General features: G+C 29.7%; 11 protein-coding genes. 9 read left to right on the top strand and 2 right to left on the bottom strand.

What is annotated here, in order from left to right; genetic code table 4:
* Position 1: 1 nt before the first annotated feature.
* The gene (locus MBVG596_RS00945; RefSeq protein WP_096385759.1) at positions 2–1,291 is read left to right on the top strand and encodes a glucose-6-phosphate isomerase; all 1,290 of its coding nucleotides are present in this window, start codon (positions 2–4) and stop codon (positions 1,289–1,291) included.
* 20 nt (positions 1,292–1,311) lie between these two features.
* On the opposite strand, the gene MBVG596_RS00940 is transcribed toward MBVG596_RS00945, so the two are convergent.
* Positions 1,312–4,905 (bottom strand): DEAD/DEAH box helicase, encoded by a 3,594-nt coding sequence (locus tag MBVG596_RS00940; protein WP_096385756.1) that lies wholly within the window; start codon positions 4,903–4,905, stop codon positions 1,312–1,314.
* A gap of 85 nt (positions 4,906–4,990) precedes the next feature.
* The gene (locus MBVG596_RS00935; RefSeq protein ID WP_004418969.1) at positions 4,991–5,719 is read right to left on the bottom strand and encodes a phosphotransferase family protein; all 729 of its coding nucleotides are present in this window, start codon (positions 5,717–5,719) and stop codon (positions 4,991–4,993) included.
* Between the two features lie 98 nt (positions 5,720–5,817).
* Between MBVG596_RS00935 and lepA the strand changes: the two genes are divergently transcribed.
* The 8 genes from lepA to mnmA all read left to right on the top strand — a co-directional run bounded on the left by lepA (position 5,818) and on the right by mnmA (position 14,305).
* Complete coding sequence (gene lepA, locus MBVG596_RS00930; protein WP_096385753.1) at positions 5,818–7,611, top strand: translation elongation factor 4; 1,794 nt, start codon at positions 5,818–5,820, stop codon at positions 7,609–7,611.
* 35 nt (positions 7,612–7,646) lie between these two features.
* Positions 7,647–9,434, top strand: a complete 1,788-nt coding sequence (locus tag MBVG596_RS00925; RefSeq protein ID WP_096385750.1) for an MAG1210 family protein — start codon at positions 7,647–7,649, stop codon at positions 9,432–9,434.
* A gap of 80 nt (positions 9,435–9,514) precedes the next feature.
* A complete protein-coding gene (locus MBVG596_RS00920; protein WP_096385747.1) occupies positions 9,515–10,183 on the top strand; it encodes a LemA family protein in 669 nt (222 codons plus the stop codon).
* Between the two features lie 171 nt (positions 10,184–10,354).
* Positions 10,355–11,362 carry a nicotinate phosphoribosyltransferase gene (locus MBVG596_RS00915; protein WP_096385744.1) on the top strand — a complete coding sequence of 336 codons (1,008 nt, stop codon included), beginning with the start codon at positions 10,355–10,357 and terminating at the stop codon, positions 11,360–11,362.
* A 2-nt stretch (positions 11,363–11,364) separates the two neighbouring features.
* Complete coding sequence (plsY, locus tag MBVG596_RS00910) at positions 11,365–12,108, top strand: glycerol-3-phosphate 1-O-acyltransferase PlsY (RefSeq protein WP_096385741.1); 744 nt, start codon at positions 11,365–11,367, stop codon at positions 12,106–12,108.
* A 161-nt stretch (positions 12,109–12,269) separates the two neighbouring features.
* Complete coding sequence (gene efp / locus MBVG596_RS00905) at positions 12,270–12,833, top strand: elongation factor P (RefSeq protein WP_096385738.1); 564 nt, start codon at positions 12,270–12,272, stop codon at positions 12,831–12,833.
* Positions 12,833–13,135 carry an MMB_0454 family protein gene (locus MBVG596_RS00900; protein ID WP_096385735.1) on the top strand — a complete coding sequence of 101 codons (303 nt, stop codon included), beginning with the start codon at positions 12,833–12,835 and terminating at the stop codon, positions 13,133–13,135. The genes efp and MBVG596_RS00900 overlap by 1 nt, the downstream gene beginning before the upstream one ends.
* Before the next feature lie 54 nt (positions 13,136–13,189).
* On the top strand, positions 13,190–14,305 hold the full coding sequence (gene mnmA / locus MBVG596_RS00895) for a tRNA 2-thiouridine(34) synthase MnmA (RefSeq protein WP_096385732.1): 1,116 nt from the start codon (positions 13,190–13,192) through the stop codon (positions 14,303–14,305).

The following is a 14,305-nucleotide window of genomic DNA, read 5'->3' as shown; positions in this document are numbered from 1 at the left end:
AATGAAAACAATAAATTTAAAGATTGATAAAGCAATTAAATATAGCGAACTTGACAAGTATCAAGAAAAAGTTTCTAAAATTCATAATTCAATTAAGGCAAAAACAGTTACTGAAAAAGATTGATTAGGTTGAATGGAATTACCTTTTAAACTAAATAATGATGAATACCAAAAAATGACCAATATCAATCAAAAATGAATAAATATGGGAATTGAAACAGTTGTAGTTATTGGAGTTGGTGGCTCATATTTAGGCGCGCTTGCTGGCTATGAATTTATCTATGGACAATACTCAATTAAAAAACCTAGTATGGAATTAGTTTTTAGTGGCTACAATGTTAGTTCAGAAAGTCTTGCATCGCAATTAAAATATGTTGAAAATAAACGCTTTGCAATTAATGTTATTTCAAAAAGCGGTAAAACTCTTGAAACTGCTATTGCATTTAGAGAGTTTAGAAAGCTTTTAGAAGCAAAAGTAGGGGCGGTAAGGGCAAAAGATTTAATTGTTGCAACAACTGATGAAAAAAATGGTGTACTGCGCGAATTAGCTGATAAAAAGGGCTATAAAACATTGATAATTCCTGATGATGTGGGTGGTCGTTTCAGTGTTTTAAGTCCAGTTGGAATTTTTCCATTCATGTGTGCAGGATTGAATACAAATGACATTTTATTAGGAGCACAACAAGCTATTAAAGATAACTCGTCGCATCTTATTAAAGACAATGAAGCATATCAATACGCTGTTACAAGACACATTTTAAGCAAGCAAAATTACTCGCTTGAATTATTTGTTTCATATGAACCAAAACTAAGACAAATTCAAGAATGATGAAAACAATTATATGCAGAAAGCGAAGGGAAAAATGGTAGGGGAATTTTTCCCGCTTCAACAATGTTTTCAACGGACTTGCATTCACTTGGTCAATTTATTCAAGAAGGGTCTAAAATCTTATTTGAGACTTCACTGGTGTTAAAAAACCCTAATGTTGATTACTTTTTGACAAAAGATGAGGAAAATTTAGATAAAATCAATTATCTTGATGGAAAATCATTACACAAAGTAAATTGAGCAGTATTTGAAGCGACCTTGCAAGCACACAATATTGACGCAAACATTCCCAATATAGTAATTGAGTTTGATAAATTTGACGAATACAATTTAGGTTATATATTCCAATTCTTTATGATTTCTTTAACTATGTCAGCTTATTTACTTGGAGTAAATCCATTTAATCAACCTGGCGTGGGTGTATATAAGTCAAATATGAGCAAAATTCTTCCTGAAATATAAAAAGCCGAGCAAACGGCTTTTTATTTGTCAAAAACATTATTCATTGCGTTCTTTTCGGCAGTTAATGAATATTCATCAGTTTGATTATCTTCGCTAATTTCAAAATTCATTGAATCATTTGATTGAGTAATTTGAGTTTCAGAAGTGAAAAAATCGTCATTTTGCGCATTGTCATTTAATTGATTTTGTTGTGTAGAATTTTCCCTAAATAAAGATTTTTCCATTGAATTAGTTAATTCATCTTCATTTATTTCATTAGTGAATTTATCTAATTCTTCATCAATTTGTTCTTGTGTGATAGAAGCATTATCATAAAATAAATCAGTGTTATTTTTTTCTTCAACAAAATTTTCTTCTTCACCCTCTAAAATATCATAGTTTTCAGTGTCGTGTCTTAAATTATTTTTGTATTGTTCAACACTAGTAACGATATTTTCTTCTTCAATTTTATTAATTGTAGTTTGCGATTCATTGTTTGGCTCAAAAACCTCATTTGTTGTTTGAATTTCAGTAAATGAGTAGATTTTTTCTTTAATTCTACTTGATAATTCATGTCAATTAAGTTTAGAAACCTTGAACAAATCATATTTCTTGGTTTCAATAAATTTGCACAAGTCATTAAACTGTAAATATTTATCATAACTTCCGGAATAATCGAAATTATCAACAATAATTACAAATGCATTTTGACCATTTTGTTTAATTAAAAAGTCAACATTTATTGTACCTAGTGTTTGATGTTTATGAATAGAAATTCAATTCTTTCCATCTGAAATTTGGTGTAAATAATTTTCAATTTCTATAAATAATTCGCTTTCTTCAATTGCGAATTCAGAATCACTATTTAATTTTCTTTTTTTACTGATATTTAAAAAGTCTTTTCTTTGTTCATCATTTAATTCTAGGAATTCGAGCCACTTTTTAAAAGCATAAAGATTTTCATTTTCAGTAGTTATTTTAACATCTTCGGATTTTAATGATTTAACAACAATCATTTTATCTTTTGCACGAGAAATCGCCACGTTTAATGCATTTTTACCGCCTGGACGACCAACATATGTTGAGTGAATAGTTGCATTCTTATCATATCCAACCATTGCAATAACCAAGTCAGCTTCATCGCCTTGAATATTTTCAATATTTCTAAGTAATAAAGTTTCATTTTTCATTGCAATTTCCAATTCAGGATATTTTTCAAAAATTGTTTTTGTTAAATATTCTTGTTGTTTACTATTGAAGCACAATAGAATGATTTTTTCGTAATTGTTTAATGAATCTTTAGTTAAATTAAGGGCTATTTGAGTTTCAACAAGGTTTTGGTTATTTTCTCATACTCCATTCGCCTCGATTACTTCAACAGGTTTTGAATTTGATTCAACCAATCCCGAATCAATAACATCTAAGTCAGAATTGTAAAAATGTTTAGAACTAAATGTCATTAATGCAGCATGATTTGAACGATAGTTTTTGTTAAGTAAAATATTATGGATTTTGACAGCTTGACCAAAGTCTAGCAATGATTCGGTCATTCCGTAAACTGTTTCATCATCATTAACCCTGATTCCAAATCAGTTAGAAGGCTTCATTTGTTCTTGGTCACCTGCTAAAACTTTAGTTTTTGCTAAATATACAACAGGCAATCCTTTTTCAACAAATATTTGGCTTGATTCATCTAAAATTGCATAGTCAAATTCATTTTTTTCTCAACTTGACATATCAACTTCAGGGGTAATAATAACAATTGGGAACATTTTTTTAATTAATGAAGTAAAGTAGTTAATAAATTTATATGGCTCTAATTTAGCTGTTCTTATTGTTGAAGAAAATTCAGTGTATTGCTCTTTTTCTTCTTGAGTAAGATTTTCCATTCGCTCAATAATATATGTTGCAATATATTTTTTTAATTCATTTTCATCACTAATCAATTCATTTTGCTTGATATTGGTAATTTCAAGCATGTTTTTGATTAAGTTAAAATCATCTGGTTCAAGTTCGCTTACAATTTGAGTTAGTTCGGAAACATTAAGACCTGTATTATTGAAAATATTGAATATTTTTTCAGTAGTTTGTGAAACTTTTCTTCTTTTTTGTGAGAAAAATGACCATTGCACTTTGTTATTTTTTAACATTCATTTTTGAGCTTCTCTAAGAGATTCGAATTTGACAATCTCTGGATAAACTAAAATATTTGGTAATTGAAACAGTAGATTTCATGCCTCAAAAGTTAATTTTTCAAAATACGGCTTAATTCTACTTAAAATTTTAGCAACTGAATCAAAGCGTGGATTTTGTTTTAATTCACCAATTTTATCAACAAAGTCTTTTTCGCTTTTATTAATAATTGACAATCTTTTTAGCTTGTTTTCTTCATTAAAATATTCAAGAAAATCTATGTATTGTTGTAAAGGTTTATAGAAAGCTTTTTTGTTCGCATTAGCCCTTGAATACAAAATAGGCAAACAAAATATTCTCAATGAACCAAGTCTTTTTAAAATAACATCAAGTGCCGCTTTTTTCTGAGAACAAACTAGTGCTGTTTTTTTATAAACTAGGATATTTGCAAGTAAATTTACAATTGTTTGCGATTTACCTGTGCCCGGAGGGCCTCAAATCAATGTATTTTGCAACAATGAAGAAGCAATTGCCTTGTCTTGACTATAGTTTGTTGGAGTTATTTTGAACAAACTTTTGCGCTCATCGAATAAATAATCATCAATTCTTTTTGAATGGATTGCTTTCCGAAAATCGGAAGTAAATATCGAATTTAATTCGTTATTTTTGATTATTTGCATCATTCTATTTCTTATATAGCCACCAGAAGGTTGGAATAAACCAAGCACCATCCCAGGGCAAAATTCAACAGATTCATTTACAATCTCTTCGCTTAAATAATTATTAAAAATACTTGTTGGTTTAGGAATATTAGTATAAATTTTTGACCAAACTCCACGCACTCTTTTGACCACTTCATCAATGGATAGTTCTGAAATATCAAAGTTTGTATCAAAATCAAAATTGGCATTGGTTAGTAAGAAAAGTAATTTTTCATTAGGTTTAATATCCCCAGCTGATTGCAATTTTGGTCTAGCATTCTCGATAACTAAGTTTACTTCCTTTAAAAATAGTGGTCCATAAACGGCTTTATCTTCAATTTTTACTTTTACAAACATAAAACCAATGTGAATAGGTCAAGTGTTGCTTTGTTCATTAACTTCTTTAGCTTTAGTTAAAAACATTTTTCACTTAACAGATTGCTTTTGAAATTGTTTTTGTAACTCTTCAATAATTCTTGCTTTGGTTGAAATAAAATCTCTTTTAAGTCCCTTGATTTTATTCTCGTGTTCGATATCAAAACGATTTAAAATCTCAATAACTTCATCAGCTTGAGTGCATTGCGCAATTTGGTCCGCAGCAACACTTAATTTTTCTTCAATAATATCAACTTCAAAGTTACTTTTGTAATATATTTCATTGCAAACATTTTGTCCAAATAATTTAAATAAGTCAAAATTATATTTATTATCTACCTTGGTCAAAACAGCACTATCATTTGGCGCAACATCAAGTAAATTAGCTAAAATTGCCTTATATTTTTTTTCGTTTTCTGTGAACATTAAAAGCCTCCATTGATTACAAATTAACATTATAAATTATATTTACATTCTAATTAATTATTAAAACAAAATGCAAAAAAACTGGCTAATTGCCAGTCATTTTTTTGAGTTCAATTGCATAATCATATATTCTTTGCTGATACATTTCAGTGTTAAATGGTGCAGGAGTTTGAGTGTGAACTCATAAAATTACAATGTAATTTACTAGCATTTTATGACGCAATAAAAATAATGGATTATATTCGCCATAAGCCTCTAAAAATTTTTGTTCCAAATCTTTACTCATATTGCTTGATTCGATTATGTATGCCAACTCAAAATGTTTATCTCCCATTGTGGCATATTCTCAATCAACAAAGTAAATTTTGCCATTATTTTCAATCATATTGAATGGCCACAAATCATTATGAAGTGGAGTTGAGCGGTCCATTTTTGCTAGCGTTTGGTTTATTGAGCGATAAAAATCATTTAAAACAGGAACATTTTGTTTTAGTTCATTAAAAGTTTTGCGATAGCTTTTTATTCTAGCGGCAATATTATTTTTTGGGAATTTTAATTTTGAATTATGGATGATTTTAATTTGTTTTGCAATTAATTCAATGTTGTCAAAATTTATTTGTGGTTCATAACCTTCAATAAATTCTCATTTTATCGTATTGAATTCATTTTCAATAAGTTTGGGAACAAAATCAAATTGTTTGAGTAATGAATAATCAATCCCGTGATTGAAGCCGTTGCGCATTTTTTGTTGCACAAAAACATCGCCTTCGCGATAAGAAATATTAGTATGTCCTTTATCTATTTTAATTTTCATGATGCTCCCTTACAATTACTGAATTATTTTAACAAATACTCAATATTTTATATTAAAATTAAATAATATTATATTTATGCATTTTCAAGGAGGTTAAAGTGGACAAAAGTAAAATTCGAAATTTTGCCATAATTGCGCATATTGACCATGGAAAAAGTACATTAGCTGACCGTATTTTAGAACTTACGCAAACAGTTGCAAAACGTGATCTAGAAGAGCAAATTTTAGACACAATGGACTTAGAAAGAGAACGCGGAATAACAATTAAATTAAACGCAGTTCAAATCAAGTATAAAGATTACATTTTTCATTTGATAGACACTCCTGGGCACGTTGACTTTACTTATGAGGTTTCGCGTTCTCTAGCTGCTACCGAGGGTGCACTTTTAATTGTTGATGCTACTCAAGGGATAGAAGCACAAACTCTTGCTAATGTTTATTTAGCAATTGAAAATAACTTGACAATTATCCCAATAATCAACAAAATTGATTTGCCTTCAGCAGACATCGAGAGAACTAAAGAAGAAATTGAAAGAGTTATTGGTCTTGATTGCTCGAATGCTGTAGCAATTTCAGCAAAAACTGGACTAAATATTGAACAAGTTCTTGAAGCTATTGAAAAATATATTCCAGCGCCAGTTGAGGCAGATGACAATAAACCTTTACAAGCATTGATATTCGACTCATACTTTGATGAGTATCGCGGCGTTGTTATGTTAGTGAGAATTGTTCAAGGTCAATTGAAAAAAAATGACAAAATTCAATTTATGTCCAATGGAAAATTGAATCAAGTTTCCGAGCTTGGTGTGAAAAGTCCTTGAGAAGTTAAAAAAGATGTATTGCGCGCTGGCGAAGTTGGTTGAGTAGCCGCCACAATTCGCGATGCTCGCGAAGTTAGTGTTGGTGACACTATAACTCTTGCAGAAATGCCGGCGGAAAAACCATTGCCAGGTTACAAGAAAAAACAACCCGTAGTTTTCACTGGATTTTACCCAATTGATACAAGAGACTACATGGAATTAAAAGAAAGTTTGGAAAAAATTTCTTTATCAGATTCATCAATATCTTGAGAGCAAGAAACATCAAAAGCGCTTGGTTTTGGTTTTAGAGTTGGTTTTTTAGGCATGTTGCATATGGAAATTTTGCAAGAACGACTAAATCGAGAATACGCAATTTCAGTAATTGCAACTTCACCATCAGTTGAGTACAAAGTTTATAAAACTGACGGAACATTAGAAATGATATCTAATCCATCTTTATTACCTGATAAAACATACATTGACCGCATTGAAGAACCATATATTTTTGCAACAATTATTGTGCCAGATAACTTTATTGGAAATGTTATGGACTTGTGTCAAAATAAACGAGGCGTTTACAAAGACATGGAATCATTAGATGGGAATCGTAGCAAAATTACTTATGAAATGCCACTTGCCGAAATTGTCGTTGACTTTTTTGACAGATTAAAAAGCTCAACAAAAGGTTATGCATCATTTGAATATGACTTATTTGGCTATAAAGAAACTGATTTAGTAAAAGTTGATGTTTTACTAAATGGTGACAAAATTGACGCCTTTACAATCATTACTCACCGTGATAACGCTTATCCAAGAGCTAGAGAACTTTGCCAAAAATTAAAAGAAGCAATCCCAAGACAAAACTTTGAAGTCCCTGTTCAGGCTGCAATTGGCGGAAAAATCATTGCACGTGAAACAATTAAAGCATATCGAAAAGATGTTACTGCTAAGCTTTATGGTGGAGATGTAACCCGCCGTCAAAAACTTCTTAAAAAACAAAAAGAAGGTAAAAAACGTATGAAAATGCTAGGTTCAGTTGAAGTTCCGCAAGAAGCATTTTTAAAAATTTTAAAAACAAATATTGAGAACTAAAACGACTAATTTCGTAAAATTATTTTGAGGTAAATATGCAAAATGAAAAAACAATAGATCAGCCTTTAAAAGAATTTGGTCAATACGATGAGCTGAATAATCAAATAATTGACAAACATTTCCAATATTTTGTTGAAAAATCCAATATTAATGTTGAACAAAACATTGAACAAGTTAAAAAAATTAATAAAACCGAAGCGAAATTAGCTTCAGTAAATAATCATCTAAAAGGATTGATAACAGGCTCAATTTTTAACATAATAGGTATAGTTGCATCCTCGATTACAGCAATTGTTGGTTTGATATTTGTGATAAAGTACGCGATTTTACCAAAATCGCAAATGTTTATTGGCGGAATCATTTCATTATTGCTTGGAATAACATTATTTGTTTTACTTCTTGTTAATCAAATTCTTAACATTAATAAAAAAATAAAATTAACTAAAAATGAAAAAAATAAAGTAGAAAAACTACTTTTTGATGAAAAAGAAATTGCATATAATCAGACACTTCCATTAAGATTATTATTCAAACCAGGAACAAAATTTAAAATTTTGTCAGAATCATTACCAATAATCAAATTTAATAGAAGCTTAAAAATGTCTGATATTGCCAATTTAAAAAATAAATATGGTTATATAGATGAGTCATATGACGCTGAAAAAATGGCAACCTATGTTCAATCCGGCTCAATTTATGGAAATCCATTTATTATAAAGACTGAAAAATCACACCAAATTATTGATAAAACATATCATGGCACATTGACCATCCAATACAGTGAAACATACACAAACTACGATGGAAAAGTTTCTCAAAGAACAGTTACTGAAGTATTACATGCTCAAGTCATAAAACCTTATCCGCTTTTCACAGATACATCTTGAATAACATTTTTCTCAATGGCGGCGCCTAATTTATCATTTTCAAGAAATTCCCAAAAAATACATGAATTGTCAGAAAACCAAAGAAAATCATTAGTTAAAAAGACACAAAAACAGATTGATAAACGCAAAAATACTGATCGCAATTTCACCGCGCTTGCTAACACAAAATTTGAAGCTTACTGAAATGCTCCAAACAGAGATAATGAGCTTGAATTTAGATTATTATTCACACCACTTGCACAACAAAATTTATGTGACTTGCTTGAAAATAATCAAATAGGTGTAGGAGATACATTCTCATTTCATAAAAATAAAAAAGTAACTCAAATATTCCATGACATATTGCAAAACATAAATTTAATTGATAATCGACATGATTTTTATGAATATTCATTTAATACAATTAAAGAAAAATTTTACAAATTCAACAAGGAGTGCTTTAGAAAAATTTATTGAGCATTTTCTCCATATTTTTCAATCCCAATTTATCAGCAAACAAAAGATTTTGATTGAGAATTCGACAACTCAAATACTTCACCATTAAGTGCATTAGAAGTTGAAAGTCAAATTAATCTTTTACCAAGAAAACTATTCGATAATCCAAACACAAAAACACAATCAATATTAAAAACAGTTCACATAACTAAAGGCGAAAATATTCAAGAATCATATGTTTATTCGCTAGGTTATGATGTATTCAAAAGAGTTGACTATGTACCAGTTCGAGGTGGTGATGGCGCAATTCACCATGTTCCAGTTCATTGAGATGAATATATTGAACAAATAAATAAAACAAAAATTGAATTAGTTCCTTTTGAAAATCAAGTGGTTGATGAAGATTGAGAAGAAAAAAACAAAAAATTCATTACCAATGACTCTTATATTTCAAGTGGTTCAATCATTAAAGTTTTATTGTTGTCTAATCTTCCAGAATAACGCTATTACTTATTAATAAAACACTATTTAGAGTATAATAATTACACAAATACTTTTAATTAACTTTTAGGAGATTTATTATGTCAAATCAATTAGATGAAATGAATGGCCCAACATTAGAAAATGGTCGTGATGTTAATGTTATAAATCAAAGAATACCTGTTAAAATTGGGGCAGGAACTAAAGCATTTATTGTTATTTTATGACTATTATTTATTATTCCTGGGCTAATTTTTATGCTTAAAAAAGTTCGGGCAAGAACATATCTAGCACAAGTTGAACAAAAAATGCAACACAATGCTTCTCAAATTGATAACTACCTAGAACAAAGAGTTATTATTATGCAAAATATGGCAAGCATTGTTGCAAAATCTGTAGAGCTAGACAAAGATGTTATGAAAACTGTCGCTGCATATCGTAGTGGTGTAAACATTAATGAAGACACAAGAAATGATGTTGCAACAAATATTGATACAACCATCAGAGGCTTACATCTACAAATTGAAAACTACCCAGAACTAAAAGCACACAGCGCACTTAGAGATGCAATACAACAAAACTCATACCTACAAAAAGAAATTACAGCAGCTCGTGAAATTTACAACGACACTATTCTAGAATGAAACAGCGCAATTCAAGAATGACCTACAAAAATGGTTGTTGCTGCGGAAAAAGGTTACACAACCAGAATTCCATTTGCTACAAGCTCAGAAGTTAAACAACAAGCAAGACAAAACTTTTTTGAATAAAAGCAGTCTTGCTTTTTTTGTTTTCAATTGAATTTTCAATTCATTTTGGAAAAATTAACTTACATTAAACACTAAAATCCATTTATACACATTAATAGAATTGAATATTAATATCTATTTGAATAATTTAATTTAATATTATAATTACATAGATAATTTGAAAGGCTGATAATGAGTAATAAATACGACAAATATATTTCATCTTATTTTCACAGAACAGAAAAAATAATCGAAACATATAATCAAAACAATGTTATCAAATTGCAATTTTTTCAACGAACTGATAATGCAATGCTAGCAGGCATGGATGAAGTTTTATGATTACTTAAAAATAATACCGATACTTCTAAATACAAAATAAGATACTTGAAAGACGGAACAATAATAAACAATCTTGAAATCGTTCTTGAACTTGAGGGTCCATATCAATATTTTGGCAAATATGAAGGCATTATCGACGGTATTTTAGCTAGATCTTCAAGCATAGCAACTAATATGCGCAGATGCATTGAAGCAGCAAATAATAAAACCATAATTTTTATGGGCGATCGAATGGATCATTGATCGATGCAAGAAATTGATGGTAAAGCCGCAAAACTTGCTGGGTGCAAAATAATGTCAACCGATGCACAAGATTTAAGTAATGAAGAAACCTTTGGCTCAGTTCCTCACTGCCTAATTCAAAACTTTGGCGGCGATACCGCCGCTGCAATGCTTGCATACCAAAAATTATTCCCAAACGATAAATTAATTTCGCTTGTTGACTACAATAACAATGTTATTGACGATTCTCTTAAGTCATTTGCCGCTCTAGGTGATAATTTGTGAGGAGTGCGTATTGATACCTCAAAAAACATGAAAGACCATATGTTTGATAACGAAGAAGATAATCCCGAATTTTATGGTGTAAATGTTGAACAAGTTAAAAGACTAAGAAAAGCATTGGATAAAGTTGGCGCTCAAAATGTAAAAATTGTTGTAAGTAGCGGATTTAATGACCAAAAAATCAAAAAATTTGAAGATAACAACGCTCCAGTAGATGCTTATGGAGTTGGTCAAAGCATATTTAAACCAAATGTTTCATTTTCTGCTGATGCAACAATGTTAAATGGCCAAAAACAAGCAAAAGAAGGCCGTTGATACAGAACTAATGAAAGACTTATTGAACTAAAAGGTTAATAATGAGTTATCAAATCGACCCAAAAATTATTTTTTCAATTATTGGCCTTAATTTATTATTGATTTTTATTGGTTATTTAATAGGTTCACTAAATACTTCAATTATTTTGTCTTCAAAATTAAAAAAAGATGACGTGAGAAATCATTTTAGTCAAAATGCCGGCGCAACCAATTCATTAAGAGTTTATGGCAAAAAATTTGCTTTAACTGTATTTATTATTGATTTTTTCAAGGTTATAATACCATCTTTAATTTTTATAATTCTAATAAGATATGTTTGATATGATTTTGCCAAAATTTACTGAATGAGCCCGCAAGCAATTGGTTTTGGTGTAATTATTGGCCACTGTTGACCTGTATTTTTTAAATTTAAAGGCGGAAAAGGTGTTGCTTGCACATCCGCTTTCGTACTTGTAATTAATCCAATTTTATGAGTTTTTGCCGGAATAATCTTTTTTAGTTTTGCATTCAAAACTAAAAAAGTATCACTAAGTTCAATGTGCACTGCATCAATAATTGTTCCATTTGTTTTCATACCTTGATTCACACAAGGAATGCCAGGTTATTGATTGAATTTTATAAATTATAGTAACAATATTTCATTAAATAATTTACAACCATATTGATTTGTATCAGGTATATTTTATTTAACTTCAGTAATAATTATTATTGTTCTTCATAGAAGTAATATTAAAAGACTCTTAGCAGGTAAAGAATCAACATTATCTCTTAAAAGCGCAAAATAGGTTTAGCCTATTTTTTTCTTTTTCAATTGAAAAATAATTGAAATAAGAAAAAAATATATTCAAAAATTAAGCTAAACAACATTCTAAGAAACTTATTATTAATATTTAGTATTTAGTTTAAAATAATATTATATTAATTTAATTAAGTTTAGGAGACTAAAATGATAAATGTTAATACATTTAAAGGTGGAATCACTTTTGAAGATGAAGGCGAAATTTTTGTAGTTATTGAAGCACAACACTCAAAACAAGGCCGTGGACAAGCAAATGTTAAAGCTAAAGTTAAAAACTTAAGAACAGGTGCTATAACAATCAAATCATATACTGGTGGGACAATGATTAAAAAAGCCCACATTGATAAACGTCCAATGAATTACCTTTATTCAGATGGTGAAAACATTATTTTAATGGATAACGAAACATACGAACAAGTTGAAATTCCATTGAAAAATGTCGAATGAGAAATGAACTTTTTAAAAGAAGGCTCAACTGTAAAAATTCGTAAATTTGGCGAAGAAATTCTTGACGTTGAATTAGATGCATCTGTTACACTTGAAGTAACAGAAGCGCCAGATGCTGTTAAAGGCAATACAACAAATAATCCTCAAAAGAAAGTTAAGGTTGAAACAGGTTTTGAACTTGAAACACCAATGTTTATCAAAGAAGGGGATGTTATTGTAATCTCAACTGAAAGTGGTAAATACATTAGTAGAGGAAATAAATAATGGTTGGAATTACAGTTTCTAGTGGTTACAATCAAAGTTATACTGTTTCTGGTGATGCTATTTGTCAATTAATTAGTCAGTGTGCTTGTGATACCAGTTTTTTGAAATTAGACGCAGAACCAAAAATTATTTATAACAAAGACTACTCAAACGCGTCGTTTATTATTGATGTTAAAGTCAAAAAAAATAAAAATATTGCCGAAATTATTGAAAATTTCGCAACAGAATTTGAAACTCGTTTCAAAAGTTTAATTGATATTAAACCACACGATATAAGAGTTTGCTACGTTGGTAGTTATTAATTTTATCCAACCGCTTTTGTGGTTGGCTTTATTTATTTAAAGTAAGGAGGGCTAATGAATAAAAAAGTTATTTTAGGAATGTCTGGCGGCGTTGATTCATCAGTAGCTGCCGCTTTATTACTTGAACAAGGTTATCAAGTTGAAGGCTTATTCATGAGAAATTGAGACTCATATGTCAACAATGATTTTTTAGGCAATAATGAAATAAATAATCCAATTTGCCCTCAAGAACAAGATTACCAAGATGCGCTAAAAGTAGCAGAAAAATTAAACATTAAACTACATAGAGTGGATTTTATTAAAGAATACTGGGAAAATGTCTTTGAAAATTTCATTGAAGAATACAAAAAAGGACGCACACCAAACCCAGATATTCTTTGCAATAAACACATTAAATTTTCAGCCTTTGCAAATTACGCTTTTGACGTATTAAACGCAGATTATATTGCTATGGGTCATTATGCAGACGTAAAAAATGGTAATTTATACCGTGCTAAAGACCAAAATAAAGACCAAACCTACTTTTTAGCACAACTAACAAATGAGCAACTCAAAAAAGTTTTAATGCCGCTTGCTAAATATGAAAAATCGCAAATTAGACAAAAAGCTAAAGAATTAAATTTAATTACAGCCTCAAAAAAAGATTCAACGGGAATTTGCTTTATTGGTGAGCGGAATTTTACTCAGTTTTTACAAAACTACATTCCGGCGCAACCAGGCGACATAGTTTCAATTGTAACAAATAAAGTAGTTGGCAAACACGATGGATGTTTTTATTACACATTAGGACAAAGAAAAGGTTTAAATTTAGGTGGAATGCAAGAGGCTCATTATGTTTGTGGCCACGATGTGCAAAAAAATATTGTCTATGTTGCCCCATCCTCAAATTTAAGTTATTTGGAATCAGATTCACTATTAGCAAGCAATCTAACATTAAACAATTTAGACTTTAATCCTAACAATTTAACAGCTAAATTTAGATATAGACAAAGTGATATTCCAGTTACAATTGAAATTTTAAAAGATAATTGAATAAAAGTGCATTATCCAAGTAAATCGCAAGCAGTTACACCAGGCCAACAAGTTGTTTTATATGACGGTGAAAAATGTATTGGCGGAGCAATTATTGAAAAAATTTATTCAAATAACATTGAAAAAACTTATGTATAA

The sequence above is a fragment of the Mycoplasmopsis bovigenitalium genome, assembly GCF_002356075.1.
Lineage (GTDB): Bacteria > Bacillota_I > Bacilli_A > Mycoplasmatales > Metamycoplasmataceae > Mycoplasmopsis > Mycoplasmopsis bovigenitalium_A.
Note: the sequence above shows the minus strand (reverse complement) of the source record. Positions and strands in the feature narration are given on the sequence as shown.